Raw genomic sequence first — 25,041 nt, 5'->3', positions numbered from 1 at the left:
GAATTTGCTGCCGTCATCGCGGGCAAGCCCGCTCCCACAGGGGTACTGGTGTTTCTCAGGTGGGCATCGGATGCAGATCGCAGTTGCGCCCGGCCTTGGCCAGTTGGCCGGGGACATCGTGGCCCAACAGCGCCGGCAAGCCGCGCGAAAGCTTCAGCAGCAGCGGCAAATCGATCCCCGTGGGAATGCCGACTTCAGCGCACAGGTTCACCAGGTCTTCGGTGCAGATATTGCCCGACGCCCCCGGCGCAAACGGACAGCCACCGAGGCCACCCAGCGCCGCATCGAAGCGCCGCGCGCCGGCCTCGTAAGCGGCCAGCACATTGCACAGGCCGAGGCCGCGGGTGTTGTGGAAATGCAGGGTCAGATCGGCCGGCGAAACCCGCTGCAAAACGCGCCGCACCAAGCGATCGACCTGACGCGGATTGGCCATGCCGGTGGTATCGGCGAGGCTGATGCCCTGAATGCCGAGCTCTTGATAAGCGTCGACGATCTGCAGTACGCGATCCTCATCGATCCGGCCTTCGAACGGACAACCGAACGTGGTGGCGATGCTGCCGTTGAGGCGCACACCTGAGCCGCTGACAAACGCAACAATGTCAGCGAATGCCGCCAGCGACTCTTCGCAACGCATGCGCATGTTGGCGAGGTTGTGGGTCTGGCTGGCGGACATCACCAGGTTCAACTCATCGGCATTCGCCGCCAGTGCCCGTTGTGCGCCTCTCAGATTAGGGATCAACGCGACATAAATTACCCCTGGCTGGCGCTGAATGCCGTTGAACACTTGCTCGCCGTCACGCAGGGCCGGAATGGCTTTGGGCGAGACGAACGAGCCGGCCTCGATGCGGCTGAATCCGGCCTCTGACAATTGATTGATCAGGGCGATCTTGTCAGAGGTTTCCACCCACGTCGGCTCGATCTGCAAACCGTCGCGGGGTGAGACTTCCTGGATGATCAGGGTTTGCGAATAGTCAGTGATCATTGCACCACCCCCTGGCCTTTCAGACGTTCGATGTCGAGTTCAGTCAGGCCAAGATTGGTGAGAATAGCGTCGGTGTGCTGGCCCAGCTGCGGCCCCGACCAGTTCACCCCGCCGGGGGTCTCCGAGAGTTTGGGGACGATGCCGGGCATCTTCACCGTTGCGCCACCGGGCAACTCGGCATCGAGCAGCATGTCCCGCGCCTGATAGTGCGGATCGGCGACGATATCAGCCACCGAATAGATGCGCCCGGCCGGCACTTCGGCAGCTTCGAGAGCAGCCAGTACCTCGTCGATCGGCAGGCTGCTGGTCCAGTGTGTGATGGCCGCATCGAGCAAACCGCTCTGCGCCGCGCGGCCGTCGTTGTGGGCGAACTCTTCTGCGTCGGCCAGATCAGCGCGGCCGATAGTGTGCATCAGGCGCTTGTAGATCGGGTCGCTGTTGCCGGCAATCACCACATAAGCGCCGTCGGACGTGAGGTAAGTATTGGAGGGCGCGATGCCCGGCAAGGCGCCGCCGCTGCGCTCGCGGACATGGCCGAGCATGTCGTATTCCGGCACCAGACTTTCCATGACGTTGAACACGCTTTCGGCCAGCGACACATCGACGATCTGTCCACCGCCCTGCCCGGTCTTGACCCGCAACAGCGACATCAGCGCGCCGATCACCGCGTGCAGCGAGGCCAGCGAATCGCCGAGGCTGACGCCGACCCGCGCCGGTGGCGAATCGGGATTGCCGGTGGTGTAGCGGATGCCGCCCATGGCCTCGCCAATCGCACCGAAACCGGGCCGGTCACGGTAAGGGCCGGTCTGGCCGTAGCCGGAGATACGCACCAGGGTCAGGTTCGGATTCAGCGCATGTAGCACGTCCCAACCCAGACCGAGTTTTTCCAGCGCACCGGGGCGCAGGTTTTCAATGATCACGTCGGCGTCGCCGGCCAGTTGCTTGACCAGTTCGATGCCTTCAGCGGATTTGAGATTGAGCGCCAGGGATTTCTTGTTGCGCGATTGCAGGTACCACCACAGCGATGTGCCTTCGTGCAGCTTGCGCCATTTGCGCAGCGGGTCGCCCTGACCCATGGCTTCGATCTTGATCACCTCGGCGCCGAACTCGGCAAGCATGCGCGCGGCAAACGGCGCGGCGATCAGGGTGCCGATCTCGATCACTTTGATTGCACTCAAAGGGGCAGTCATCGCGGGTACCTCTTGTTCTTGGAATATGTCGCCAAGGCTAGAGGAACGATCGTCAGCGAATCCAGCCGTCTCTCGGCAATGGGCGTTCGCGAAATGCGAATGCTCCTCTGTGATTGCGTGGTGAATTCAGGGCCGCCTTCGCGAGCAGGCTCGCTCCCACAAGGATCTGTAGTGGTTTCAGATTCTGTGTTCACACAAGTTCAATGTGGGAGCGAGCCTGCTCGCGAAGAGGCCATCAGCCGCAATGAAGATCTACCGCCCGCGCAAATGCTCAAACAACATCCGGCTCACCGGCGACAACCCCTGCCTCATCGCGCACCACCACAATCAGCGCGCGATCCGCCCAGGCATCGGTCAGCGGCACCGCACGCAAGCCCAGTGCCTGACCAAACAACTCATAGGCTCGCTGCGGCAGAATGCCGATGCCCATGTTCGCCTGGACCATCCGGCACACCGCATCGAATCCCGGCACATGAATGCGGATGCGCAGGACTTTGCCGGCCTGCCGCGCCGCCGCATGGGTACGCATGTTGATCGAACTGGCTGCGTGCAAGCCGACGTAATCGCTGTCGAGAGTTTCATCGAAAGTCACCGATGCGCGCGTAGCCAACGGATGCTCCGGGAGCATCACCACCACCAGTTTGTCCTGGCGGTACAACACGCTGTGCAGGCCTTTGGTGTCGCTGTCGTCGGAGCAGATGCCGAGGTCGGCGACGCCATCGAGCACGCCCTGAATCACCCCGGCGCTGGGGCGTTCTTCAAGGTCGGTCTTGACCTGCGGCTGCCGCGCGGAGAAGTCGCGCAAGTCTTCGGGCAGGAACTGAATGATCGCCGAAAGATTGGCCAGCATGCGCACGTAACCCCGCACACCGTGGCTGTGCTCGCCCAGTTCCAGGCCCATCTTTTCCACGTTGAAGAGCATCTGCCGCGCATGGTGCAGCAGGGTCTCACCGGCCGGCGTGAGGATCATGCCTTTGGCTTGGCGCACGAACAAAGCGATGCCCAGCGCCTCCTCCAACTCCATCAGGCGCTTGCTCGCCGCCGACACCGCGATGGCTTCGCGCGCAGCCGCACGGGTCAACGTACCTTCCTCGTGGACGGCGACGAACAGTTGCAGAGTGATCAGGTCGAGACGGCGGATCAGGCTTTTTTGCAGCATGGTGGCTCGAAGGCAGGGTTCATCCGAGCCGGCAGGATAGCCCGGTTTTACCGCTGACTGCTCAGTTGCTCATGCTGGCGCGCTGTTTTGTGACAGGCGCGGTCAGCAAGCGAACCAGCTGCGCGCTGTCGTCCCTGCGACCCAACACCAGGATCGATAAGCCTTGCAGGCAGGCATCGATGGCTGGCCATGAAATGTCCTTCGCGCCCTCGACATCAAACGAATCATCCACTGCGCCATCGACCAGAAAGCCTGCCGTCAACAAGCCTCGTGCGCTGCCCGAGGTCTGTCCGACCGCCACAATCCGTTTACCGGCGATATCATCCAGCGCAAACCCTGCCTTCCAACCTCTCAGATCCCGTTCCTGCGCCGTCGGGGTGAGGACAGGATTGTTGAACGCGTCATCCATCTGGCCGGCGTAGGTAATACCACTGATGAACCCGTGTTGCAGTTTCGTGCCTTGCGTTGACTCGACCGCCGAACCGAGCAGAAGCAGGCGCTGCGCCGTTTGCACCGCGATGTCCGTCACGCTGCTTTCGAGCGGCTGGCCATCACGCTGAATGTTCAACAGCAGTACACCCTTGTCGCCGAACGCTTGTGCAACTTTCCCGTTGTGGTCGAACGCCATGACCAGTCCCTGATTGGTTACTTCCGTTTTGCCATGCAGCAGAATCAGCCCATCGTCGAGCTGGATGATCCCGGACAGCGAAATGGCCACCCCTGGCAGTGACAGGGGCAGCCAACCGTTGCTGGCGAACGATAAATCGTCCGAGCCATCGAGATGGAGTCGCGTCAACAGGCCACTGCCCTTTTGCGCGGTCACGAACAGCAACCGGTCCGGCTGCGCAAGCTGCGGATCGGATTTCGCCAGCAGCAGTTGCCCATGCGTGGCCCCAAAGAGTGCCGGAATCCGCATGGGCACAATCCGGTAGCCATTCCTGTCGCCGCCGAACTCGATGTCCGGCGAACCGTCGGGCAGAAACCGGGCGATGACTTGCTGGTATTCAAGAGTCTGGTCTTTGACGACGCCAATCACACAGCACATCCAGATCCGTCCCAGCGCATCAACGATCAATGGCCCGCCTTGCGTGAGCGAGTCTGTGCCGAACTGGCCGCTGAGATATCCGCCGGTGCCGAAAGCCGGATCCGGATTGCCATCGGCATCCAGGCGCGCAAGGCCGTAGTACGAATGGCCCGATTGCTCGACGGTAGCGCTGACCATGATCTGCTCCGAAGGCGTGATCGCCACGCCTTTGGCAATGGTCTTGCCCGCTCCGGGGAATTTCAGCGTTCGCAGACCAAAGAGCGCATCCAGCTCCCCGGCTGACTGCACGTTTGGGGGCAATGGCGCGGTGGATTCCGGCATGTTTGCATTCTCCTATGGGATCGACATCGATCCCCTCGTAGCGAGCATTCGACCCCAGGCCGGCACGCCGGACAACTGACAGAAATGACAGTTTTTTAGAAGAAAAAGAAATTACCTACTGTGTAAAAAAGACTGAATGACTGGTAGTTCTTACAGGTTCGAATTCAGGCACGTCATGCCAACCTCAGCGTTCAAATCAGCCATGGACGAGAAGCATGATGAGCACTCGCGACGAGCAAATTTCACAACCGGCCCCGACCATCACTTATCCCGAGGAGGCCAGCACGACGGGACCTGCGACATTGTTGCTCGGCAGCGGCATACCCAATGCTCTTGTGCAGGTCTGGAACATTGAAAACACCCATTCGCTTGGCGAAGGGCTGGTCAGCGCAAATGGACGATGGGCGTTCAGCATCACCGGCGTTCAGGCCCAGGGCCAGCAGAAGATTCACGCCCACCAGACCTATGCAGGCATCACGTCCGAATGGAGCGAAGAGCGCGGATATGAGGTGCGACTGCGGCCCGAGATCGACGTCCCGGTCGTTGTCGAACCGATTGAGGGCGCGCAGGTCGATACGCCTCTGATCTTTTCGGGAGATGTCATGCGAGCCGAGGGTTTCGTCAGTATTTTCGATCTGGACACTGGCCTGGAGATTGCCAGAGCAGCGGTCGAAAGCGACCGGAAATGGCAAATCCCGGCAGCACCCTCCCTGGCGGTCGGGCAGTACCGTATCTCCGCCGTCCACAACATCGCCGGCAAGGTTTCAGATTGGGGCCGTGTGCGGACATTTGCCGTGGTCGCAGAAGCAAGCGAAGGCTTGTCCGACTTCGCTCGCCTGCGCGCCTTCATTCAAAACGCATTGCGGAAAATTTCCTCGATCTGGCGCTGATCCGCCGCCCGTGGATTGGTCAGTCCACAGGCGTCCTTCAAGGCGTTGGTGGCGAGCACCGGGATATCGCTGAGTTTCGCGCCCAGCTCACGCAGTCCGCCGGGAATCTCGACGTCCTTGGCAAGGTTGCGAATGGCATTGATCGCCGCCTGCGCGCCCTCCTCTGCGCTGAAACCACGAATATCCGCGCCCATGGCGTGGGCGACGTCCCTGAGTCGGTCAGCACAGACCAGCGCATTGAAACTCTGCACATGCGGCAACAGCACGGCATTGCAGACGCCGTGGGGCAAGTCGTAGTAGCCGCCGAGCTGATGCGCCATGGCGTGGACAAATCCGAGCGAGGCGTTGTTGAACGCCATGCCGGCGAGGAACTGCGCGTAAGCCATGTTCTCCCGCGCCGCCAGGTCGCTGCCGTCGCGCACGGCCAGACGCAGGTTGCTGCTGATCAGGCTCATGGCCTTCAAAGCGCAGGCGTCGGTGATCGGGTTGGCGGCGGTCGAGACGTAGGCTTCGATAGCGTGGGTCAGTGCATCCATGCCAGTGGCGGCGGTCAGGCCTTTGGGCATCGCGACCATCAGTTCCGGATCGTTGACTGACAGCAGTGGCGTGACGTTGCGGTCGACGATGGCCATTTTCACGTGGCGCGATTCGTCGGTGATGATGCAGAAGCGGGTCATTTCGCTGGCAGTGCCGGCGGTGGTATTGATGGCGATCAGCGGCAATTGCGGCTTGCTCGAGCGGTCGACGCCTTCGTAATCGCCGATCTGCCCGCCATTGGTTGCGCACAGGGCGATGCCCTTGGCGCAATCGTGCGGCGAGCCGCCACCCAGCGACACGACGAAATCGCAACGGCTTTCCTTCAGCAGCCCCAACCCGGATTCGACATTGGCCGTGGTCGGGTTCGGTCTGGCGCCATCGAAGATCACCGAATCGATGTCCTGCATCGCCAGTTTCTCGGCGATCATTGCGGCCACGCCCGCCTTGGCCAGCCCGGCGTCGGTGACAATCAGCGCCTTGCGAAAACCATAATTGCGAATCGCGACCATGGCTTCGTCGAGGCAGCCGCTGCCCATGATGTTGACCGCCGGAATGAAGAAGGTGCTGCTCATCGTGTGTCTCCTGACTGAAGCCGGATCGACTGCCTCGATTCGGCGGGTGCACACAGGATCGACCGATCGGTCACAAGCAATGTTGATCTGGCTCAATGTCCGCTCGTGATAAAGTCGCCGTCCATCTGCCCTTTGTTTTGAGACCGCCCACGCAATGACCGATTTTCTCGATGTCGACGCCACCCTCGAAGACTGGAATGCCTTGCGCGCCGCGAACGATTTCCAGGGTTTGCTGGTGGGCAATGGCGCCAGCCGCGCGGTGTGGGATGACTTCGGCTACGACTCGCTGTTCGAAAACGCCCGTACGGTCGAAGAGAAACCGCTGAGCCCATCGGAACTGGCGGTGTTCGACGCGCTGCAAACCCGCAGCTTCGAACAAGTGCTGGGCGCCCTGAAAACCACCAGCCGGGTCAACAAGGCCCTGGCGGTCAGCTCCGCGGCGCCGCGCAATCGCTATTACGCGATCAAGGAAGCGCTGATCAACACCGTGCATGCGGTGCACATCCCGTGGCGGCTGGTGCAGCCTTCGACACTGACGGTGCTCAATGCTGAACTGGCGCGCTATCACACGGTGTTCACCACCAACTACGACCTGCTCAATTACTGGGCACTGCAACATCCCGGCGAGACCATCGACGACCTGTTCAACGGCGCCGACGCGAGTTTCGATCTGAGCCAGAGCGCCACCGACAAACCGCGTCTGCTGTACCTGCACGGTGGTCTGCATCTGGTGCGCAATCAGGACGGCACCGCGCGCAAACTGACCTCGACCGAAGGCACGCTGCTCGGCAGTTTCGCCATCAACAATACGATCAAGACGCTGGACGACGTGCCGCTGTTCGTCACCGAAGGGCCGAGCGCGGACAAGCTCAAGACCATCCGCAGCTCGGATTATCTGTCGTTCTGCTACGAGCAGTTACTGGCTCATGGCGACAGCCTGTGCATCTTCGGCCACGCGCTGGGCGAGCAGGATGCGCATCTGGTGCGGGCGTTGCGCCTGGCCCGACCGAAGTGCGTGGCGATCTCGATTTACCCGCGCAGCGCCGCGTTCATCCAGCATCAGAAGCGTCACTACGCCAAGGTGTTTGAAGGTACCGGGGTTGAGTTGCGGTTCTTTGATGCCAAGAGCCATGCGTTGGGTGATCCGAAATTGTCGGTACCGGTTGAGGTTTGATATTGGCCGGGCTGACGCCTTCGCGAGCAGGCTCGCTCCCACAATGGAATGCGGTCACCTGTGGGAGCGAGCCCGCTCGCGAAGACGGCATATCAGCCAACCCAAAAGGTGACTGGAACACCGCTTTCGCGAGCAGGCTCACTCCCACAGGTTGATGTCGGATTTCAGAGCACCGGCTGGGTCTTGTCCTTGATGACTTTGGTCGGGCCGTTGGCCTTCACGCTGGCGATGCCCTTGTCACACGCGCCATCCGATGAATACGACTCGCTGCTGCCGATGATCTGGTGATTGGCCGCCTTCAGGTTGAAGTACGGGTGGCCGTCCTTGGTCGATTTTTTCTCGTAACGTTCGTCCAGCGGGCTGTTGGCCTGCACCGAGGCGATGCCGCCGTCGGCACCGGCGCGGGTGCTGTAGAGCTCGCTGGTCAGGATCGTTTCGGCGTTCGCCGCTTTCAACACGAACCTGAATTGGCCGTTGCTGCTTTTGCTCACTTCGTACCATCCGGACATGTCTGTTTCTCCTGGGGGCGATTGAGAGATTTCGCGCTTCAGAGTAAAGACCAGCGCCTGCGATCTGTCGCCTGCATCGACTACAAGGTGATTTTCGTACCGAGCAGACCGAGGAAACCGGCCAGCCATCGCGGATGCGCCGGCCACGCCGGAGCGGTGGCGAAATTTCCCTGAACATGGCCGTCGGTCACCGGAATGTCGATATAGGTGCCACCGGCCAGACGCACTTCCGGGGCGCAGGCCGGATACGCGCTGCACTCACGCCCCTCGAGCACACCCGCCGCCGCGAGCAGTTGCGCGCCATGGCAGACCGCTGCGATGGGCTTGCCAGCGTTGTCGAAGGCGCGCACCAGTTCGAGGACTTTGTCGTTCAGCCGCAGGTACTCCGGAGCGCGACCGCCGGGAATCAGCAGCGCGTCGTAATCAGTTTCGCGGGCCTTGGCGAAGTCGAAATTGAGCGCGAACAGGTGACCGGGTTTTTCGCTGTAGGTCTGATCACCTTCAAAATCATGAATCGCCGTGCGCACGGTGCTGCCGGCGGACTTGTCCGGGCACACGGCGTGCACCGTGTGGCCGACCATCTGCAGGGCCTGGAACGGCACCATCACTTCGTAGTCTTCGACGTAATCGCCGACCAGCATCAGGATCTTTTTCGCGGCCATGGGAAAACTCCTCGGGGAAAGGTCTGGGAGTATTCAAGGTAGACCGTATCCAAGGGTTGCGGTAATTCCAGGCTTACTACGCTCGATCGCGATAAATGTAGGAGCCGCCGAAGGCTGCGATCTTTTGATCTTGCATTTAAATAATCAGGATCAAAAGATCGCAGCCTTCGGCGGCTCCTACAGGGGTGTATTTCAGGCTATCAGGCGAGAAAACCGTCAGCGCGCAGCAGGGTTTCCAGGCAGTGTTCGCTGATGTGGTAGAACGCTTTCAGCTCTGCGATCTTCGCCAACAATTGCGCTGGATTAACCGGCTCGGCGCGTTTCACCGCGAGAATCATCTTGTTCTTGTTGGTGTGTTCCAGCGAAATGAATTCGAAGACTTTGGTCTCGTAACCGCAGGCTTCGAGGAATAACGCGCGCAAGCTGTCGGTGACCATTTCCGCCTGCTGGCCGAGGTGCAAGCCGTATTGCAGCATCGGTTTGAGCAGCGCCGGGCTTTGGATCTGCAGGCGGATCTGTTTGTGGCAGCACGGCGAGCACATGATGATCGACGCGCCCGAGCGGATGCCGGTGTGGATCGCGTAATCGGTAGCGATATCGCAGGCATGCAGGGCGATCATCACGTCCAGTTCGCTCGGCGCCACCGTACGCACGTCACCGCACTTGAACACCAGCCCCGGATGCTCGAGCTTGCTCGCTGCGGCGTTGCACAGGCTGACCATTTCTTCGCGCAGCTCGACGCCGGTGACTTCGCCCTCGGCCTTGAGCGTGTTGCGCAGGTAGTCGTGAATGGCGAACGTCAGGTAGCCCTTGCCCGAACCGAAATCGGCGACCCGCACCGGTTTGTCCAGCGCCAGCGGCGACGAGGTCAGGGCATGGCTGAACACTTCGATGAACTTGTTGATCTGCTTCCACTTGCGCGACATCGCCGGGATCAGCTCCTGTTGCGCATTGGTCACGCCCAAGTCTTTGAGGAAGGGGCGGTTCAGTTCGAGAAAGCGGTTTTTCTCGCGGTTGTGCTCGGCGGACGGCGCTTCACGCAATTGCTGAGGTTTGCTCTTGAACAGCGAACTCTTGCCCTTTTTGCTGTATTCCAGCTGCGCTTCGTCGGTCAGCGCCAGTAAATGAGCATTTTTGAACGAGGCCGGCAGCAGCCCGGCAATCAGCGCCACGCCTTCGCTCAGCGGCAGATTTTTGGTGATGTCGCGGGTCTTGTAGCGATAAACGAATGACAGGCACGGCTGCGCCTTGACCGTCACCGGTTTGATGATGACCCGTTGCAGATCCGCCTCTTCACCGACGTACTTGGCCAGCACCAGCTTGATGAAACCGCTGTCGTCGAGGCTGGCTTGCAGCAGCTCGATGAACTGGGCGTGGTGATCGGCGGCCGGTTTGGCGGACGGCGCGGAAGCAGTGGAAACGGACATGGACAAGCGGCCTCGGACGGGCGGAATCGGGAATGGCGGGTATTTTAGGGGGGATGGGGGTTGGGGACACCCTCTTATTTACCCAACGGCGAAAATCAAAAGATCGCAGCCTTCGGCAGCTCCTACGATTGGAATGCATTCTCCTGTAGGAGCTGCCGAAGGCTGCGAGCTTTTGATCTACCCCAACACCACCAACCGATTCGGCAACTCGTTCCGCACCTGCGTCACCGGCACGTGCACCTTCAACAACTCGCCACACGCCTCCACGCACGTGACAAACCCTTCCAGCGTGCGGCCCTGGCGGACCTGTTCGGTGAACGCTGAGACAATCGCGTCCCAGTTGCTGTTATCCAGCCGTCTGGAAATCCCCTCGTCCACCAGAATCTCCACATAGCGCTCAGCCTCGCAGACAAAAATCAGCATGCCGGTGCTGCCCACGGTGTGGTGCAGGTTCTGTTCGAGAAACTGCCGCCGCGCCAGGTTGGAGGCGCGCCAGTGGCGCACGCGGCGCGGGACCAGATGCGTGGTGATTTTCGGCAGGCGGAACAACAGGCAGAGGACGATGAACATGCCCCATTGCACCAGCAGCAGACTGTGCAGGGTCAGCCAGCCCGTGAAGTAGTGGACGATGCCCGGCAACACCAGCGCCAGCAGACTGGCCCAGAGCAGCGGGATGTACGCGTAATCGTCGGCACGGGCAGCGAGCACCGTGACCAGTTCAGCGTCGGTGTCGCGTTCGACCCGGGCGATGGCCTCGGCGACTTTGCGTTGTTCGTGTTCAGTCAGTAATGCCATGTCGAAAAGTGCCTGCTCATTATTCTTTTGATCTCACCAGCCGCCGGACGAACCGCCGCCGCCGAAACTCCCCCCGCCACCGCTGAAGCCGCCACCGCCACCGCCGCCGAATCCGCCGCCACCGCCAAAGCCGCCCCCTCCTCCGGAGCCGCCCCGGCCGGCAGGCAGGATACCGAGCATCTGGCAGACAAACACCGTCACGATGAACAACATCACCAGAAACATGAACAGCGCCGGATGCCGTGAGATGAAATCATCCGCCGGGTCGCCGCTGGATTCGTACACGGTCGACGGTTCGTCCAGCGGATTGCCACCGAGCACCACCAGCATCGCCGCAACGCCGTCGCTGATGCCTTTGCTGAAATTGCCGGCCTTGAACGCTGGCGTGATGACCTGATGAATGATCACCGACGACTGCGCATCGGTCAGGCGATCCTCCAGGCCATAGCCGACTTCGATGCGCAGTTTGCGCTCGTCACGGGCGACGATCAGCAAGGCGCCGTTGTTCTTGTCCTTCTGACCGATGCCCCAGTGCCGACCGAGCTGAACGCCGAAATCCTCGATGGTGGTGCCCTGCAGATCGGGCAACGTGACCACCACCAATTGCTCGCCGGTGGCCTGTTCGTGCGCCTGCAATTGCTGGCTAAGTTGCGCGCGAATCGATGGCTCGAGCATCTGCGCCTGATCGACCACGCGCCCGCTCAGCGGCGGAAACGTCAGTTCGGCCCGGGCGCTGACGGCGAACAGCCACAGCATCAGCATCAGGCCCAGTTTCAACACACGCATGGGCGACCTCGAGTCAGAATTTCACTTCCGGAGCTTTTTCCGCGCCGGGCGTGGTGGCTTCAAAGGTTTCGCGCATCGGCAGATCGCTGTACATCACGCTGTGCCACAGGCGACCGGGGAAGGTGCGGATCTCGGTGTTGTACTTCTGCACCGCCAGAATGAAGTCGCGACGCGCCACGGCGATGCGGTTTTCCGTGCCTTCAAGTTGCGACTGCAAGGCGAGGAAGTTCTGGTTGGCCTTCAGATCCGGATAGCGCTCGGAGACCACCATCAAACGGCTCAACGCGCCGGTCAGTTGATCCTGCGCCTGCTGGAACTGCTTGAGCTTCTCGGGATTGTCGAGGGTGCTGGCATCGACCTGAATCGACGTCGCCTTGGCCCGCGCCTCAATCACGGCGGTCAGCGTTTCCTGCTCATGGGCGGCATAGCCCTTCACGGTTTCCACCAGATTGGGGATCAGGTCGGCGCGGCGCTGATACTGGTTCTGCACCTGGCCCCAGGCGGCTTTGACCTGTTCGTCGAGGGTCGGGATATTGTTGATGCCGCACGCGGTCAACAGCGTGGCGAACACCAGCAACGTGGCGATCTGTAGCCGTGAACGGGAGGTTGAGCTGATATTCATTGCAGTGATGCTCCATGACACATTTGATTTAAAAACCGAGCGCTGGGCATTCCCGGCCAGCGGTTGGGGCATAATCGGCGCCGCCACTGGCATGCGACGGGTTAATCGGCTAAAAAGTGCCCTTCGCGTTCACGTTGCCGCTGTCGGCTGCGGTTTTCCGGCTCAGGATTTTGCGCCGACACCCGAACAACAATAGTCGCTCCCTACATTTTGGCTGGCCGGTGTTACATCACCGTTTGGGCTCTAGAGAAAAAATTCATGAAGAAGCTGTGTTTGCTGGGTCTGTTCGTCAGCCTGGCCAGTCATCAGGTACTGGCCGCCACGACCCCGGTACCTTTGGAAAACAAGGACGCTTTCATCAGCAACCTGATGAAACAAATGACCCTCGACGAGAAGATCGGCCAGTTGCGCCTGATCAGCATCGGCCCGGAAATGCCCCGCGAACTGATCCGCAAGGAAATTGCCGGCGGCAACATCGGTGGCACGTTCAACTCGATCACCCGCGCGGAAAACCGTCCGATGCAGGACGCGGCCATGCGCAGTCGCCTGAAGATTCCGATGTTTTTCGCGTACGACGTGATCCACGGTCACCGTACGATTTTCCCGATTCCGCTGGCCCTTGCGTCGAGCTGGGACATGGACGCCATCGGCCAGTCCGGTCGCGTTGCGGCGAAAGAAGCCGCCGCTGACAGCCTCGACATCACCTTCGCGCCGATGGTGGATATCTCCCGCGATCCGCGCTGGGGCCGCAGCTCCGAAGGTTTCGGCGAAGACACTTACCTGACCTCGCGCATCGCCAAAGTCATGGTCAAGGCCTATCAGGGCGAGACCCCAAGCGCCGCCGACAGCATCATGGCCAGCGTCAAGCACTTCGCCCTTTACGGCGCGGTCGAGGGCGGCCGCGACTACAACACCGTCGACATGAGCCCGGTGAAGATGTACCAGGATTATCTGCCGCCCTACCGCGCCGCGATCGATGCCGGTGCTGGCGGTGTGATGGTGGCGTTGAACTCGATCAACGGCATTCCGGCCACGGCCAACACCTGGCTGATGAACGACCTGCTGCGCAAGGACTGGGGCTTCAAAGGTCTGGCGGTCAGCGATCATGGCGCGATCTTCGAACTGATCAAGCACGGCGTCGCCCGCGACGGTCGCGAAGCGGCGAAGCTGGCGATCAAGGCGGGCATCGACATGAGCATGAACGACACCCTCTACGGCAAAGAGCTGCCGGGGCTGCTCAAGTCCGGCGAGATCGAACAGAAAGACATCGACAACGCTGTGCGCGAAGTGCTCGCGGCAAAGTACGACATGGGCCTGTTCAAGGACCCGTACCTGCGCATCGGCAAGGCCGAGGATGACCCGGCCGATACCTACGCCGAAAGCCGCCTGCATCGCGCTGAGGCCCGCGAAGTGGCACGTCGCAGTCTGGTGCTGCTGAAGAACCACAACGAAACCCTGCCGCTGAAGAAAGACGCGAAAATCGCGCTGGTCGGCCCATTGGCGAAAGCCCCGATCGACATGATGGGCAGCTGGGCCGCAGCCGGGCGCCCGGCGCAATCGGTCACGCTGTTCGATGGCATGAATTCCGTGATCGGCGACAAGGCCAACCTGATCTACGCCCGTGGCGCCAACATCACGGGCGACAAGAAGGTCCTCGACTACCTGAACTTCCTCAACTTCGATGCCCCGGAAGTGGTCGATGACCCGCGCCCGGCCAACGTGCTGATCGACGAGGCAGTGAAAGCGGCGAAGGATGCTGACGTGATCGTTGCAGCAGTGGGCGAATCCCGTGGCATGTCCCACGAATCCTCGAGCCGCACTGACCTGAACATCCCGGAAACCCAGCGCGAATTGATTCGCGCACTTAAAGCCACTGGCAAGCCTTTGGTGCTGGTGTTGATGAACGGCCGTCCGCTGACGATTCTCGAAGAAAACCAGTCGGCCGATGCGATTCTGGAAACCTGGTTCAGCGGCACCGAGGGCGGCAACGCCATCGCCGACGTGCTGTTCGGCGACTACAACCCGTCGGGCAAACTGCCGGTGACCTTCCCGCGTTCCGTGGGCCAGATCCCGACCTACTACAACCACCTGAGCATCGGCCGGCCGTTCACGCCGGGCAAACCGGGCAACTACACCTCGCAGTATTTCGATGACACCACCGGCCCGCTGTTTCCGTTCGGTTATGGCTTGAGCTACACCACCTTCGCCCTGAGCGATATGGCGCTGTCATCGACCACCCTGAACGCCAGCGGCAAGCTCGACGCCAGCGTCATGGTCAAGAACACCGGCAAGCGTGACGGCGAAACCGTGGTGCAGCTGTACATCCAGGACGTCACCGGTTCGATGATCCGCCCGGTGAAAGAACTGAAGAACTTCCAGAAGATCATGCTCAAGGCCGGCGAACAGAAAGTCGTGCACTTCACCATTACCGAGGAAGACCTGAAGTTCTACAACGCCCAGCTCAAATACGCGGCCGAGCCTGGCAAGTTCAACGTGCAGATCGGCCTGGATTCGCAGGCGGTGACGCAGCAGAGTTTTGAATTGCTGTAACAGCAAGCACACCGCCCCCTGCACTGATCGTTCCCACGCTCTGCGTGGGAATGCAGCCCGTGACGCTCCGCGTCACTGGACGCGGAGCGTCCCTAGAGGCGTTCCCACGCAGAGCGTGGGAACGATCAAATGACACACCGCTTTCGCGAGCAGGCTCGCTCCCACATTGGATTCAGGGTGTATTCAAAATCGTGGTTATCCGCGTCTATCGAGAATATTCACCACCAACCGATCCACCCAGCCCCACACCCGCTGCTTGATCCGCCGCCACAACGGTCGGCGCTGCCATTCCTCCAGGCTCACCAGCTGACTCAAGCCGAAGTCCTTCACAAAACTCGCCTCTACCGCTGCCGTCAACGCCGGGTCCAGCGCTTCCAGATTCGCCTCCAGATTGAAACGCAGATTCCAGTGATCGAAATTGCACGAACCGATGCTTACCCATTCGTCGACCAGAACCATTTTCAGGTGCAGGAAACACGGCTGGTATTCGAAGATCTGCACCCCGGCCTTGAGCAGGCGCGGGTAGTAGCGATGGCCGGCGTAGCGCACTGACGGGTGATCGGTGCGCGGCCCGGTCAGCAGCAAGCGCACATCGACACCGCGTGCGGCGGCTTTGCGCAGCGAGCGGCGGATTTTCCAGGTCGGCAGAAAGTACGGCGTGGCCATCCAGATGCGTTTTTGCCCGCTGTTCAACGCACGGAACAACGACTGCAAAATGTCGCGATGTTGACGGGCATCGGCATACGCCACGCGGCCCATGCCTTCGCCCTTGTCCGGTACGCGGGGCAGGCGCGGCAAGCCGAAATGCGCGGCCGGGCGCCAGGCGCGGCGGTAGCGGTTGGCGATCCACTGGCGATCAAACAGCAATTGCCAATCGATCACCAATGGGCCGCTGATCTCGACCATCACCTCGTGCCACTCGCTGACATCATGGCCCGGCGTCCAGAATTCATCGGTCACGCCGGTGCCGCCGACCACTGCCAGACATTGATCGACCAGCAGCAATTTACGGTGGTCGCGATAGAAGTTGCCGACCCAGCGCCGCCAGCTCAGGCGATTGTAAAAACGCAGTTCGACCCCGGCCTGAGTCAGGCGCTGGCGCAGGTGCAGCGTGAACGCGAGGCTGCCGTAATCATCGAACAGGCAACGCACGCGCACGCCGCGCTCGGCCGCCGCGACCAGCGCCTGGACGATGGCTTCGGCGCAGGCGCCGGCCTCGACCAGGTACAGCTCCAGTTCGATCTGCTCTGTAGCTCCAGCGATGTGCTCGAGCATGCGCGGAAAGAACTGCGGGCCGTCGATCAACAGTTCGAAACGGTTGCCGTCACGCCAGGGGAACACCGCACCGCGCATGTCAGCGCGCCGTGAAGATCAGCACCGCACCCACCGGCACCGACAGACTGATCGCCGACAGATCGGCGAGTTTGCGCAGGTTTTCCAGGCCGGGCGCCAGATCGAAATCCTCGGCATTGATCACCAGCGGCTCCAGCGTGACCACCTGAAAACGCCGGTCATCGAGACGCGTGGCGAGCAACTCGGCCGGGTATTCGTGCTGCTTGCCGTGCAGGCTGACGGTCAGCGGCAGGCGCAACTCCAGCTGCGCGCCGGGGGCCAGATCGTTGATCGGACGCAGGTCGATCTGGGTAGTGATGGTGGCTGCGGGAAACTGCTCGATCTGGAACAGCTCCTTGCGCATGCGCTCATCACGCAGCGGAATGCCGCTGTTGATCGATTCGAGCTCGACTTCGACCTCGGCGCGACCGTTGGGGTCGACCTTGCCGTGCAGCACCAGAAAGCGCTGCACTTCCGAAACGCTGGCATTTTTGGTGCTGACGAACGACAGCCGCGACGACTCGCCGTCCAGATACCAATTGGCCTGGGCCGGCAGCGCAACGGCGGTCAACAGCAGACTGGCGAAGGTTGTATAGAGGGAGCGGTTGAACATTGAACACTCGTGGGGGCGATAAACCTGCACGAACCTTAACCGCCCGCCAAGTTATTGCAAGCCCTGTGGGAGCGAGCCTGCTCGCGAATGCAATGCTCCCCGCACAGCATGTATTGCGGCTTGCGACGATTTCGCGAGCAGGCTCGCTCCCACAGGGGAGACCAGATAATTCAAGGATTCAGGCGACAGCCCTGGCGTTCGCTCAGCCACTGCGCGCTGTTGCTGCGGCCCATGCCGCTGACGGTGATGGTTTTGCTCGAAGCGTCATCGGTAAAACGGCTGGTTGGCAGCCATTGCTTCACATAGCCACGGCAATACCCAGCATCGTTGTTCATCACATAACGACACGAGCAATATTCCTTGGCGGTGTAGGCGCTGATGATGTCCGGGAAAGCCCAGAGATTCTCCCGCTCATACCAACCCCAGCCGAGCAGCACGACCAACAGCAACAATAGAAAGCGCTTCATCGCCGCACCGCCTGCAACACGCGTTTGAGCAGTTCGTTGTGCCGGTAGCTGCCATCGCGGTCATCGCCGTAACGCACGATCACCAGTTTCTGGCTGGGCATCACATACAGCGCCTGGCCCCAGTGGCCGAGGGCGGCGAAGGTGTCGGGTGGGGCGTCGGGCCATGGTGATGTGGCGCCGTCGACACGACGATTGAGCCACCAGTGGCCGCCGGGCACGGCTTCGTCCTGATGCGCCTTGTAGCCGGCAAACGGTGTGAGGTTGAACGCGAGCCAATCCTCGGGCAGCAACTGCCGATCGTTCCAGCGCCCGCCGCGCGCCATCAACAGACCGACCCGCGCCAGATCCCGCGCGGTGAGATAGGCATAGGACGAGGCGACAAAGGTGCCGCTGGCATCGCTTTCCCACACGGCGTGGCGAATGCCCAACGGCTCGAACAATGCTGTCCACGGATAATCGGCATAACGCTCTGCGCCGACCATGGTTTTCAGGGCAGCGGCGAGCAGATTGCTGTCACCGCTGGAATAACGGAAAGCCTGACCCGCTGCGGCATAACTGTCGTGTGCGGCGGTGAACGCGGCCATGTCGCGATGGCCGCGGGTGTAGAGCATCGCCACCACCGAAGATTTCAGCGGGGCGTATTCGTAGTCCTCCTGCCAATCGAGACCGGAGGCCCAGTTCAGCAGATGGCCGAGGGTGATCGCCGGGTGTTTGTCCAGCGTCGGGTAGAACTTCAGCGCCGAATCATGGAGTTTGAACCGGCCTTCGCCGTAGGCCACGCCGAGGACCGTTGCCAGCAGGCTTTTGCTGATCGACCAAGTCAGATGCGGTGTCTGTGCAGTGGTCGGAGCGGCGTAGCGTTCGTAAATGATCTGGCCGTCGCGGATGATCAGCAAGGCGTCGGTGCGGATGCCTTCGCGGGTGGCGTCGTTGCGGGGCGCGAAGGCGTAGTTTTCCAGCGCCTCGACGGCCGGGCCGGTGATCTGCGGTGCGATGGGCCATTGCTCGCCGGGCCATTGTTCGGCGCGGACGGTGAGGCTGATCAGCAGCAGGAACAGCGACAGGCCTTTGAACATGGTGGGCGCTCTGGGAATGAACCTGTCGAGACTAGTCGGGGTTTATGACAGATGTATGGTGATTTTGAGGCCGCCTTCGCGAGCAGGCTCGCTCCCACAGTTGATCGCATTTCAATTGAAGAATACCGTCCCTGTGGGAGCGAGCCTGCTCGCGAAGGGGCCGCTCAGGTCACCGCCAAAGCCTTGGCCAACCGCTTGGCCCTCGCCCCCGCCGCCAACTGCATCACGCCCTTGTCCCGCTGCCACATCTGCGCCCACTCCACCGGGCCATTGCCCAATGCCTGGTCCACCTCCCCCGCCAGCGCTTCAAACTGCGCAAACAACCCGCCCAGCAGCACATGCCAGGGCGGATTGTTCGGCGCTTGCCGGCTGGCCTCGGCGCACCCGGCCAGCAGCGCCAGCAAACGCAATTGCAGGGCCTGCGGCCAATTGCTGTCCTGGCCGATGCCGTACAGCCACGCGGTCATGGCGCTGAGCACGTAGACATCCTCAAGACTGCGAAACGGTTTGACGTAGGCGTCCCAGCCGTCGCCGGCGAGCAGTTCGCACAGGGCGCCGTCCAGATGCAGGCGACCGTGGCTGATGTCCGGCATCAACGGCAACGCCGGCAGTTTTTCCACCTTCACGCCGGGCTCGCCGGGATACACCACCGCCAGACTCAGGCGCGGTGTTTCGCCAGGCTCCTCACTGCGCGCAGCCACCAGTAACCAATCGGCGGCGTCGCCTGCGGTGACGAAATCCTTGCGCCCGCTCAGGCGCAAATCTTTCAGCCGCGTTTGCATGTCGGCCGGACGCAGGCTGCGTTGTTCGGTCGCGCACAAGGCGCCGAGGCTCAGCGGCGCGCTCGGCCACAACATGCGCAGCGCCGCCTGATAACCCACCAGAAACGCCAGCCCCGGCGTCGCCATCCGCCGCCCGCCGGCCACCGCCAATTCGAACGGCGTGACGTTGCCCAGCGTCTGCAACAACGTTGCAAAGCCCTCGGCCAGATCAGCTGCGGCGGGCAAGCGTTCACGGCGGTGCAGCAGATCTGGCCAGGGCATGGGCGCCTCCTTGTGGGCTGTCATATAAGCATCACCGAACGTTCATGGCGATGACACCGGGGCTACATAGCCTGACTTTGCACAACACGGCTGCATAAAGAAAGTCGATCGGCTGCAACCCACGACGGGTTAAAGGCCCGTACGGAGATTCACATGACGCAAATCGCCCGCATCAGCGACACCGGCAATGAACGCCGCCTGCAAGCCGAACGCCTGATCGGCGCCGAAGCCTTGCAGCAAGCCCAGGCCCTGCGCTTCGCCGTCTTCAGCGGCGAGTTCAACGCCAAACTCAAAGGCGCCGAACTGGGTCTGGACATGGATGATTATGATGTTCACTGCAGCCACATCGGCGTGCGTGATCTGAACACCGGGCGCCTGGTCGCCACCACGCGTCTGCTCGATCACACCGCCGCCAGCAGCCTCGGCAAGTTCTACAGCGAAGAAGAATTCAGCCTGCACGGCCTCGCCCATCTGCAAGGCCCGATCCTGGAAATCGGCCGCACCTGCGTCGATCCGGCGTACCGCAACGGCGGCACCATCGCCGTGCTCTGGGGCGAATTGGCCGAAGTGCTCAATCAGGGCGGCTACAGCTATCTGATGGGTTGCGCGAGCATCCCGATGCAGGACGGCGGCATTCAGGCCCACGCGATCATGCAGCGTCTGCGCGAACGTTATCTGTGCACCGAACACCTGCGCGCCGAGCCGAAAAATCCGCTGCCGACGCTGGATATTCCGTCCAACGTCATCGCCGAAATGCCGCCGCTGCTCAAGGCCTACATGCGCCTCGGGGCGAAGATCTGCGGCGAGCCGTGCTGGGACGAAGACTTCCAGGTGGCCGACGTGTTCATCCTGCTCAAGCGCGACGAACTCTGCCCGCGCTACGCCAAACACTTCAAGGCGGCGGTGTGATGAGCCGGTTGCGGGTGTACGCGCGAATCGCGCGAGTGCTGCTGGTGGTGACGCTGGGGCTGACCATGGCGAGCGTCTTCGGCGTGTTCGAACGCATCGGTCTGGCCCACTCGATGGAGCGGCGCCAGCGCTGGTCGCGCTTCTTCATGGCGCGGCTGAGCAACGCCCTGCCGTTTCGCGTGAGCGTGCATGGCGAGCTGCCGAAACAGCCGATGCTGTGGGTCAGCAATCACGTGTCGTGGACCGATATTCCGCTGCTGGGCATGCTCACACCGCTGTCGTTTCTGTCCAAGGCCGAAGTGCGCACCTGGCCGGTGGCCGGCTGGCTAGCGGCCAAGGCCGGCAGCCTGTTCATCCGCCGTGGGTCGGGCGACAGCCAGTTGATTCGCAAGCAGATGACCCGCCATCTGCAAACCGAACATGCGCTGCTGATGTTCCCCGAAGGCACCACCACCGATGGCCGTTCGCTGCGCACCTTTCATGGTCGCCTGCTGTCGGCGGCGATCGATTCCGAGGTGATGCTGCAACCGGTGGCGATCCGTTATCTGCGTGACGGCGAAATCGACACACTGGCGCCATTCATTGGCGACGATGACCTGCTCTCGCACTTGATGCGCCTGTTCAGCCACGACTGCGGCGATGTCGAGGTGCATCTGCTCAAGCCGATTGCCTGTCAGGGCCGCGAGCGCGCGGCGCTGGCGTTCGAAGCGCAGCAGGCGGTGCAGAAGGTGTTGTTTGGTGAGGTGGCGAAACCTGCCGAACCGCGTCGCGCAGGCGATTTGATCGCCGCCTGAAAATACAAATCCCCTGTGGGAGCGAGCCTGCTCGCGAATGCGACCTGTCAGTCGCCGAATATATTGACGGACAGGACGCCTTCGCGAGCAGGCTCGCTCCCACATTCAGATCTTCAGTGGATCAGAGTTTTGTGCGAAATCCTGCAATTGCGGGTAGAACAAGCTGAAGTCTTCACTCAACGGCTCATACAACCGCCGCAACTCCGCCATCGCCCCGGCCAATTCCTCGGGCCTGGTCAGGCGCCGCGAGATCCCGCGCAACACCTGCTCCAGCACTGCAAATTCGCGATACGAGCCCAGCCAGTCGTTGGCGACCATGTGCGGGGCGATCTTTGCCAGCCGCTCCGGCAATTGCCGTTCGCGGGACAGCACCTGATAGACGTCTGCGGTGAACTGCTCCAGCGGTCGATCGGCATACAGCGTCCAGTCCCGCGCCAGGCAATGGTCGAAAAACACATCGAGGACGATTCCGGCATAACGCCGCCGCGTTTCGTTGAAGCGGCCCAGAGCGATGTCGACCAGTGGATGCCGATCGGTGAACACGTCGATGCGCCGATGCAGCGCAATCGCCGCCTCCACTTCCGGGTCGAACTGGCCTTGCAGCCGACCTTTGACGAAGTCGCCATACAAGCTGCCGAGTAACTGACCGGGGCGCTGGCCGCCGAGATGCAAATGCGCGAGATAGTTCATGGGCGCAGCTTAGCACTGCGCTTGCTGCTCCAGCACCCTCGCATCGTTATAACCCGATATAGCGATTTATGCGCTCGTCAGACCGAATTCATATTGGTATATCGCGATCCAACGATTTAAAGTTCGCTCCATCGCGATATATCGCTACTGCCACTACGAGCCCAAGCCATGAACCTCGACCTCGACGAAATAATAAAAGCCCTGGCGCACCCAGTACGGCGAGACATCCTCAACTGGCTGAAAGACCCGAAAGGCGAATTCCCCGAGCAGTTGCACAACCACGAATACGGTATTTGCGCCGGGCAGATCGATCAACGTTGCGGCCTGTCGCAATCGACCGTGTCGGCACACCTGGCGACGTTGCAACGGGCCGGGCTGATCAGCAGCCAGAAGGCCGGGCAGTGGCATTTTTTCAAACGTAACGAGGACGTCATCCAGGCGTTTCTCAGCACCCTCAGTAAAGAGCTCTGACCCTTAACGTCAGCCAGCCGACAAGGAAACCTGCATGCCCCTTTCGCTTCTCATCCTCGCCCTGAGCGCCTTCGCCATCGGCACCACCGAATTCGTCATCATGGGCCTGCTGCCCGACGTGGCGGCGGATCTCGGTGTGTCGATTCCCGGCGCCGGCTGGCTGGTCACCGGTTACGCCCTGGGCGTGGCCATCGGTGCACCGTTCATGGCGCTGGCCACCGCGAAGCTGCCGCGCAAGGCCGCGCTGGTGGCGTTGATGGGCATCTTTATTGTCGGCAACCTGCTCTGCGCCATCGCCAGCGACTACAACGTGCTGATGTTTGCCCGGGTAGTCACCGCTTTGTGCCACGGTGCATTCTTCGGCATCGGCTCGGTGGTCGCGGCCAATCTGGTCGCGCCAAACAAACGTGCCTCGGCGGTCGCCCTGATGTTCACCGGTCTGACCCTGGCCAACGTGCTCGGCGTACCGCTGGGCACCGCATTGGGTCAGGAAGCCGGCTGGCGTTCGACCTTCTGGGCGGTGACCGTCATCGGTGTGATCGCGCTGATCGGCCTGATCCGCTTTCTGCCGGCCAAGCGTGACGAAGAGAAACTCGACATGCGCGCCGAACTCGCCGCGCTCAAAGGCGCCGGCATCTGGCTGTCGCTGAGCATGACCGCGCTGTTCGCCGCCTCGGTCTTCACCCTGTTCACCTACGTAGCGCCACTGCTTGGCGAAGTCACCGGCGTGTCGCCGCGTGGCGTGACCTGGACACTGATGCTGATCGGTCTGGGCCTGACGGTCGGCAACATCATCGGCGGCAAACTCGCCGATAAAGGCATGGCCGCCACGCTGATCGGCGTGTTCATCGCCATGGCCGTGGTTTCCACGGTGCTGAGCTGGACCAGCGTCGCGCTGATCCCGACTGAAATCACCCTGTTCCTCTGGGCCACCGCGTGTTTCGCCGCTGTGCCCGCGCTGCAAGTCAACGTGGTGACCTTCGGCAAGGCTGCGCCGAACCTGGTTTCGACCCTGAACATCGGCGCTTTCAACGTCGGCAACGCGCTTGGCGCTTGGGTCGGCGGCAGCGTCATCGCCCACGGCTACGGCCTGACCAGCGTGCCACTGGCCGCCGCCGCGCTGGCTGTACTGGCCCTGCTGGTAACCCTGATTACCTTCCGCCAGAACGGCAATGCCGAGCTGGCCCCTGCTTCCAACTGATCAACTTCCTTTATTAAAGAGAGGCTTTTAGACATGGCGACTATTTTCGACCCGATCAAACTCGGCGACATCGAGCTGAACAACCGCATCATCATGGCCCCGCTGACCCGCTGCCGCGCCGACGAAGGCCGTGTGCCGAACGCGCTGATGGCCGAATACTACGTACAACGCGCCTCGGCCGGCCTGATCCTCAGTGAAGCCACTTCGGTAACGCCGATGGGCGTCGGCTATCCGGACACCCCGGGCATCTGGTCCAACGATCAAGTGCGTGGCTGGGCCAACGTGACCAAGGCGATTCACGGCGCCGGCGGCAAGATCTTCCTGCAACTGTGGCACGTTGGCCGCATTTCCCACCCTTCGTACCTGAACGGTGAAGCACCGGTCGCGCCAAGCGCCATCCAGCCAAAGGGCCACGTCAGCCTGGTGCGTCCGCTGGCCGACTACCCAACGCCGCGCGCTCTGGAAACCGCTGAAATCGCCGACATCGTCGACGCCTACCGCACCGGTGCCGAGAACGCCAAGGCCGCCGGTTTCGACGGCGTGGAAATCCACGGCGCCAACGGCTACCTGCTCGACCAGTTCCTGCAAAGCAGCACCAACCAGCGCACCGACCAGTACGGCGGCTCGCTGGAAAACCGTGCGCGCCTGCTGCTGGAAGTGACCGACGCCGCGATCGAAGTCTGGGGCGCTGGCCGCGTTGGTGTGCACCTGGCACCGCGTGCCGATTCCCATGACATGGGCGATGACAATCTTGCCGAGACCTTCACCTACGTCGCCCGTGAACTGGGCAAGCGTGGCATCGCGTTCATCTGCTCGCGCGAAAAAGAAGGCGCCGACAGCCTCGGCCCGCAACTGAAAGAAGCTTTCGGTGGCCCGTACATCGCCAACGAGAAGTTCACCAAGGAAAGCGCCAACGAGTGGCTGGCCAGCGGTAAGGCAGACGCCGTAGCGTTCGGCGTGCCGTTCATTGCCAACCCGGACCTGCCGGCACGTTTGCAGGCCGATGCGCCGTTGAACGAGCCGCATCCGGAGACTTTCTACGGCAAGGGTCCGGTCGGCTACATCGACTATCCGACCTTGTAATCAGGCTGTAGCGCAGAAATGAAAAAGCCCCTGACTTTTAAGAGTCAGGGGCTTTTTGCTATTGGCGCAGGACAAGCGCAAGCAAACACCGTTTAACAACAGCGACACAATTTCCCTACAAAATCCACGACTCGCTACGTT

Annotated in this window: 24 protein-coding genes and 1 pseudogene; 8 read left to right on the top strand and 17 right to left on the bottom strand. The window is 61.5% G+C overall.

From position 1 onward, the window contains the following. Nucleotides 1-55: 55 nt before the first annotated feature. From AB4O12_RS00980 to AB4O12_RS00965, 4 genes and pseudogenes are all read right to left on the bottom strand, one after another. Nucleotides 56-982 (bottom strand): hydroxymethylglutaryl-CoA lyase, encoded by a 927-nt coding sequence (locus AB4O12_RS00980; protein WP_460060144.1) that lies wholly within the window; start codon nt 980-982, stop codon nt 56-58. Further along, nucleotides 979-2,172 (bottom strand): CaiB/BaiF CoA transferase family protein, encoded by a 1,194-nt coding sequence (locus AB4O12_RS00975; protein WP_460060142.1) that lies wholly within the window; start codon nt 2,170-2,172, stop codon nt 979-981. Before AB4O12_RS00975 ends, AB4O12_RS00980 begins: the two co-directional genes overlap by 4 nt. 252 nt (nt 2,173-2,424) lie before the next feature. Next, nucleotides 2,425-3,331, bottom strand: a pseudogene (locus tag AB4O12_RS00970) (LysR family transcriptional regulator). Nucleotides 3,332-3,392: 61 nt separating this feature from the next. Next, the gene (locus AB4O12_RS00965) at nt 3,393-4,697 is read right to left on the bottom strand and encodes an NHL repeat-containing protein (RefSeq protein WP_460060140.1); all 1,305 of its coding nucleotides are present in this window, start codon (nt 4,695-4,697) and stop codon (nt 3,393-3,395) included. A gap of 215 nt (nt 4,698-4,912) precedes the next feature. Between AB4O12_RS00965 and AB4O12_RS00960 the strand changes: the two genes are divergently transcribed. Then, nucleotides 4,913-5,587 (top strand): hypothetical protein, encoded by a 675-nt coding sequence (locus AB4O12_RS00960; RefSeq protein WP_460060138.1) that lies wholly within the window; start codon nt 4,913-4,915, stop codon nt 5,585-5,587. On the opposite strand, the gene yiaY is transcribed toward AB4O12_RS00960, so the two are convergent. Continuing rightward, nucleotides 5,548-6,696: an L-threonine dehydrogenase gene (gene yiaY, locus AB4O12_RS00955; protein ID WP_056783452.1), complete on the bottom strand. Its 1,149-nt coding sequence runs from the start codon at nt 6,694-6,696 to the stop codon at nt 5,548-5,550. The two genes, AB4O12_RS00960 and yiaY, sit on opposite strands and share 40 nt — an antisense overlap. A 154-nt stretch (nt 6,697-6,850) precedes the next feature. On the opposite strand from yiaY, the gene AB4O12_RS00950 reads away from it, so the two are divergent. After that, nucleotides 6,851-7,870, top strand: coding sequence for a DUF4917 family protein (locus AB4O12_RS00950; RefSeq protein WP_423663873.1), 1,020 nt, complete (start codon nt 6,851-6,853; stop codon nt 7,868-7,870). 164 nt (nt 7,871-8,034) lie between these two features. Here the strand turns inward: AB4O12_RS00950 and AB4O12_RS00945 are convergent, their stop codons facing one another. From AB4O12_RS00945 to AB4O12_RS00920, 6 genes are all read right to left on the bottom strand, one after another. Next, nucleotides 8,035-8,379 (bottom strand): YegP family protein, encoded by a 345-nt coding sequence (locus AB4O12_RS00945; RefSeq protein ID WP_056783446.1) that lies wholly within the window; start codon nt 8,377-8,379, stop codon nt 8,035-8,037. Between the two features lie 80 nt (nt 8,380-8,459). Beyond that, the gene (locus tag AB4O12_RS00940) at nt 8,460-9,041 is read right to left on the bottom strand and encodes a DJ-1/PfpI family protein (protein ID WP_460060135.1); all 582 of its coding nucleotides are present in this window, start codon (nt 9,039-9,041) and stop codon (nt 8,460-8,462) included. A gap of 200 nt (nt 9,042-9,241) precedes the next feature. Next, a complete protein-coding gene (locus tag AB4O12_RS00935; RefSeq protein ID WP_460060133.1) occupies nt 9,242-10,468 on the bottom strand; it encodes a class I SAM-dependent methyltransferase in 1,227 nt (408 codons plus the stop codon). Between the two features lie 177 nt (nt 10,469-10,645). Next, nucleotides 10,646-11,263 (bottom strand): TPM domain-containing protein, encoded by a 618-nt coding sequence (locus tag AB4O12_RS00930; protein WP_460060131.1) that lies wholly within the window; start codon nt 11,261-11,263, stop codon nt 10,646-10,648. A gap of 33 nt (nt 11,264-11,296) precedes the next feature. Further along, nucleotides 11,297-12,049 carry a TPM domain-containing protein gene (locus AB4O12_RS00925; RefSeq protein WP_460060129.1) on the bottom strand — a complete coding sequence of 251 codons (753 nt, stop codon included), beginning with the start codon at nt 12,047-12,049 and terminating at the stop codon, nt 11,297-11,299. Between the two features lie 13 nt (nt 12,050-12,062). Beyond that, nucleotides 12,063-12,671 (bottom strand): LemA family protein, encoded by a 609-nt coding sequence (locus AB4O12_RS00920; protein WP_095180575.1) that lies wholly within the window; start codon nt 12,669-12,671, stop codon nt 12,063-12,065. 258 nt (nt 12,672-12,929) lie between these two features. On the opposite strand from AB4O12_RS00920, the gene bglX reads away from it, so the two are divergent. Beyond that, a complete protein-coding gene (gene bglX, locus AB4O12_RS00915) occupies nt 12,930-15,221 on the top strand; it encodes a beta-glucosidase BglX (RefSeq protein WP_460060128.1) in 2,292 nt (763 codons plus the stop codon). Nucleotides 15,222-15,416: 195 nt separating this feature from the next. On the opposite strand, the gene AB4O12_RS00910 is transcribed toward bglX, so the two are convergent. From AB4O12_RS00910 to AB4O12_RS00890, 5 genes are all read right to left on the bottom strand, one after another. Continuing rightward, entirely contained in the window at nt 15,417-16,574 is a 1,158-nt protein-coding gene (locus tag AB4O12_RS00910; protein ID WP_305382369.1) for a phospholipase D-like domain-containing protein, read from the bottom strand. A 1-nt stretch (nt 16,575) separates the two neighbouring features. After that, nucleotides 16,576-17,166, bottom strand: coding sequence for a YceI family protein (locus AB4O12_RS00905; RefSeq protein ID WP_016771320.1), 591 nt, complete (start codon nt 17,164-17,166; stop codon nt 16,576-16,578). Between the two features lie 170 nt (nt 17,167-17,336). Then, nucleotides 17,337-17,633: an amidase gene (locus tag AB4O12_RS00900; RefSeq protein WP_252868926.1), complete on the bottom strand. Its 297-nt coding sequence runs from the start codon at nt 17,631-17,633 to the stop codon at nt 17,337-17,339. After that, nucleotides 17,630-18,709 (bottom strand): serine hydrolase domain-containing protein, encoded by a 1,080-nt coding sequence (locus AB4O12_RS00895; protein ID WP_460060126.1) that lies wholly within the window; start codon nt 18,707-18,709, stop codon nt 17,630-17,632. The genes AB4O12_RS00900 and AB4O12_RS00895 overlap by 4 nt, the downstream gene beginning before the upstream one ends. A 164-nt stretch (nt 18,710-18,873) precedes the next feature. Further along, nucleotides 18,874-19,752, bottom strand: coding sequence for an acyl-CoA dehydrogenase middle domain-containing protein (locus tag AB4O12_RS00890; protein ID WP_460060124.1), 879 nt, complete (start codon nt 19,750-19,752; stop codon nt 18,874-18,876). 153 nt (nt 19,753-19,905) lie between these two features. Between AB4O12_RS00890 and olsB the strand changes: the two genes are divergently transcribed. Next, the gene (gene olsB / locus AB4O12_RS00885; protein ID WP_016771324.1) at nt 19,906-20,661 is read left to right on the top strand and encodes an L-ornithine N(alpha)-acyltransferase; all 756 of its coding nucleotides are present in this window, start codon (nt 19,906-19,908) and stop codon (nt 20,659-20,661) included. After that, nucleotides 20,661-21,455 (top strand): lysophospholipid acyltransferase family protein, encoded by a 795-nt coding sequence (locus tag AB4O12_RS00880; protein ID WP_122691696.1) that lies wholly within the window; start codon nt 20,661-20,663, stop codon nt 21,453-21,455. Before olsB ends, AB4O12_RS00880 begins: the two co-directional genes overlap by 1 nt. A 105-nt stretch (nt 21,456-21,560) precedes the next feature. Here AB4O12_RS00880 and AB4O12_RS00875 read toward each other — a convergent pair whose 3' ends face one another. Beyond that, the gene (locus AB4O12_RS00875; protein WP_460060122.1) at nt 21,561-22,145 is read right to left on the bottom strand and encodes an acyl carrier protein phosphodiesterase; all 585 of its coding nucleotides are present in this window, start codon (nt 22,143-22,145) and stop codon (nt 21,561-21,563) included. Nucleotides 22,146-22,313: 168 nt separating this feature from the next. Here AB4O12_RS00875 and AB4O12_RS00870 point away from each other — a divergent pair, with 168 nt between their 5' ends. From AB4O12_RS00870 to AB4O12_RS00860, 3 genes are read left to right on the top strand one after another with little or no spacing between them, the layout of a single operon-like run. After that, the gene (locus AB4O12_RS00870) at nt 22,314-22,616 is read left to right on the top strand and encodes an ArsR/SmtB family transcription factor (protein WP_016771327.1); all 303 of its coding nucleotides are present in this window, start codon (nt 22,314-22,316) and stop codon (nt 22,614-22,616) included. Between the two features lie 34 nt (nt 22,617-22,650). Then, the gene (locus AB4O12_RS00865; protein ID WP_016771328.1) at nt 22,651-23,817 is read left to right on the top strand and encodes an MFS transporter; all 1,167 of its coding nucleotides are present in this window, start codon (nt 22,651-22,653) and stop codon (nt 23,815-23,817) included. Nucleotides 23,818-23,850: 33 nt separating this feature from the next. Further along, complete coding sequence (locus tag AB4O12_RS00860) at nt 23,851-24,900, top strand: alkene reductase (RefSeq protein ID WP_016771329.1); 1,050 nt, start codon at nt 23,851-23,853, stop codon at nt 24,898-24,900. Nucleotides 24,901-25,041: the final 141 nt, after the last annotated feature.

It is taken from the genome of Pseudomonas sp. S2_A05 (genome assembly GCF_054668485.1).
This window is presented reverse-complemented; position numbering and strand designations above follow the sequence as displayed.

Bases quoted from the DNA above. Each gene is read 5' to 3' on its own strand.
- AB4O12_RS00980 (WP_460060144.1), bottom strand. From the start codon at position 982: ATGATCACTGACTATTCGCAAACCCTGATCATCCAGGAAGTCTCACCC.
- AB4O12_RS00975 (WP_460060142.1), bottom strand. From the start codon at position 2,172: ATGACTGCCCCTTTGAGTGCAATCAAAGTGATCGAGATCGGCACCCTG.
- AB4O12_RS00965 (WP_460060140.1), bottom strand. From the start codon at position 4,697: ATGCCGGAATCCACCGCGCCATTGCCCCCAAACGTGCAGTCAGCCGGG.
- AB4O12_RS00960 (WP_460060138.1), top strand. From the start codon at position 4,913: ATGATGAGCACTCGCGACGAGCAAATTTCACAACCGGCCCCGACCATC.
- yiaY (WP_056783452.1), bottom strand. From the start codon at position 6,696: ATGAGCAGCACCTTCTTCATTCCGGCGGTCAACATCATGGGCAGCGGC.
- AB4O12_RS00950 (WP_423663873.1), top strand. From the start codon at position 6,851: ATGACCGATTTTCTCGATGTCGACGCCACCCTCGAAGACTGGAATGCC.
- AB4O12_RS00945 (WP_056783446.1), bottom strand. From the start codon at position 8,379: ATGTCCGGATGGTACGAAGTGAGCAAAAGCAGCAACGGCCAATTCAGG.
- AB4O12_RS00940 (WP_460060135.1), bottom strand. From the start codon at position 9,041: ATGGCCGCGAAAAAGATCCTGATGCTGGTCGGCGATTACGTCGAAGAC.
- AB4O12_RS00935 (WP_460060133.1), bottom strand. From the start codon at position 10,468: ATGTCCGTTTCCACTGCTTCCGCGCCGTCCGCCAAACCGGCCGCCGAT.
- AB4O12_RS00930 (WP_460060131.1), bottom strand. From the start codon at position 11,263: ATGGCATTACTGACTGAACACGAACAACGCAAAGTCGCCGAGGCCATC.
- AB4O12_RS00925 (WP_460060129.1), bottom strand. From the start codon at position 12,049: ATGCGTGTGTTGAAACTGGGCCTGATGCTGATGCTGTGGCTGTTCGCC.
- AB4O12_RS00920 (WP_095180575.1), bottom strand. From the start codon at position 12,671: ATGAATATCAGCTCAACCTCCCGTTCACGGCTACAGATCGCCACGTTG.
- bglX (WP_460060128.1), top strand. From the start codon at position 12,930: ATGAAGAAGCTGTGTTTGCTGGGTCTGTTCGTCAGCCTGGCCAGTCAT.
- AB4O12_RS00910 (WP_305382369.1), bottom strand. From the start codon at position 16,574: ATGCGCGGTGCGGTGTTCCCCTGGCGTGACGGCAACCGTTTCGAACTG.
- AB4O12_RS00905 (WP_016771320.1), bottom strand. From the start codon at position 17,166: ATGTTCAACCGCTCCCTCTATACAACCTTCGCCAGTCTGCTGTTGACC.
- AB4O12_RS00900 (WP_252868926.1), bottom strand. From the start codon at position 17,633: ATGAAGCGCTTTCTATTGTTGCTGTTGGTCGTGCTGCTCGGCTGGGGT.
- AB4O12_RS00895 (WP_460060126.1), bottom strand. From the start codon at position 18,709: ATGTTCAAAGGCCTGTCGCTGTTCCTGCTGCTGATCAGCCTCACCGTC.
- AB4O12_RS00890 (WP_460060124.1), bottom strand. From the start codon at position 19,752: ATGCCCTGGCCAGATCTGCTGCACCGCCGTGAACGCTTGCCCGCCGCA.
- olsB (WP_016771324.1), top strand. From the start codon at position 19,906: ATGACGCAAATCGCCCGCATCAGCGACACCGGCAATGAACGCCGCCTG.
- AB4O12_RS00880 (WP_122691696.1), top strand. From the start codon at position 20,661: ATGAGCCGGTTGCGGGTGTACGCGCGAATCGCGCGAGTGCTGCTGGTG.
- AB4O12_RS00875 (WP_460060122.1), bottom strand. From the start codon at position 22,145: ATGAACTATCTCGCGCATTTGCATCTCGGCGGCCAGCGCCCCGGTCAG.
- AB4O12_RS00870 (WP_016771327.1), top strand. From the start codon at position 22,314: ATGAACCTCGACCTCGACGAAATAATAAAAGCCCTGGCGCACCCAGTA.
- AB4O12_RS00865 (WP_016771328.1), top strand. From the start codon at position 22,651: ATGCCCCTTTCGCTTCTCATCCTCGCCCTGAGCGCCTTCGCCATCGGC.
- AB4O12_RS00860 (WP_016771329.1), top strand. From the start codon at position 23,851: ATGGCGACTATTTTCGACCCGATCAAACTCGGCGACATCGAGCTGAAC.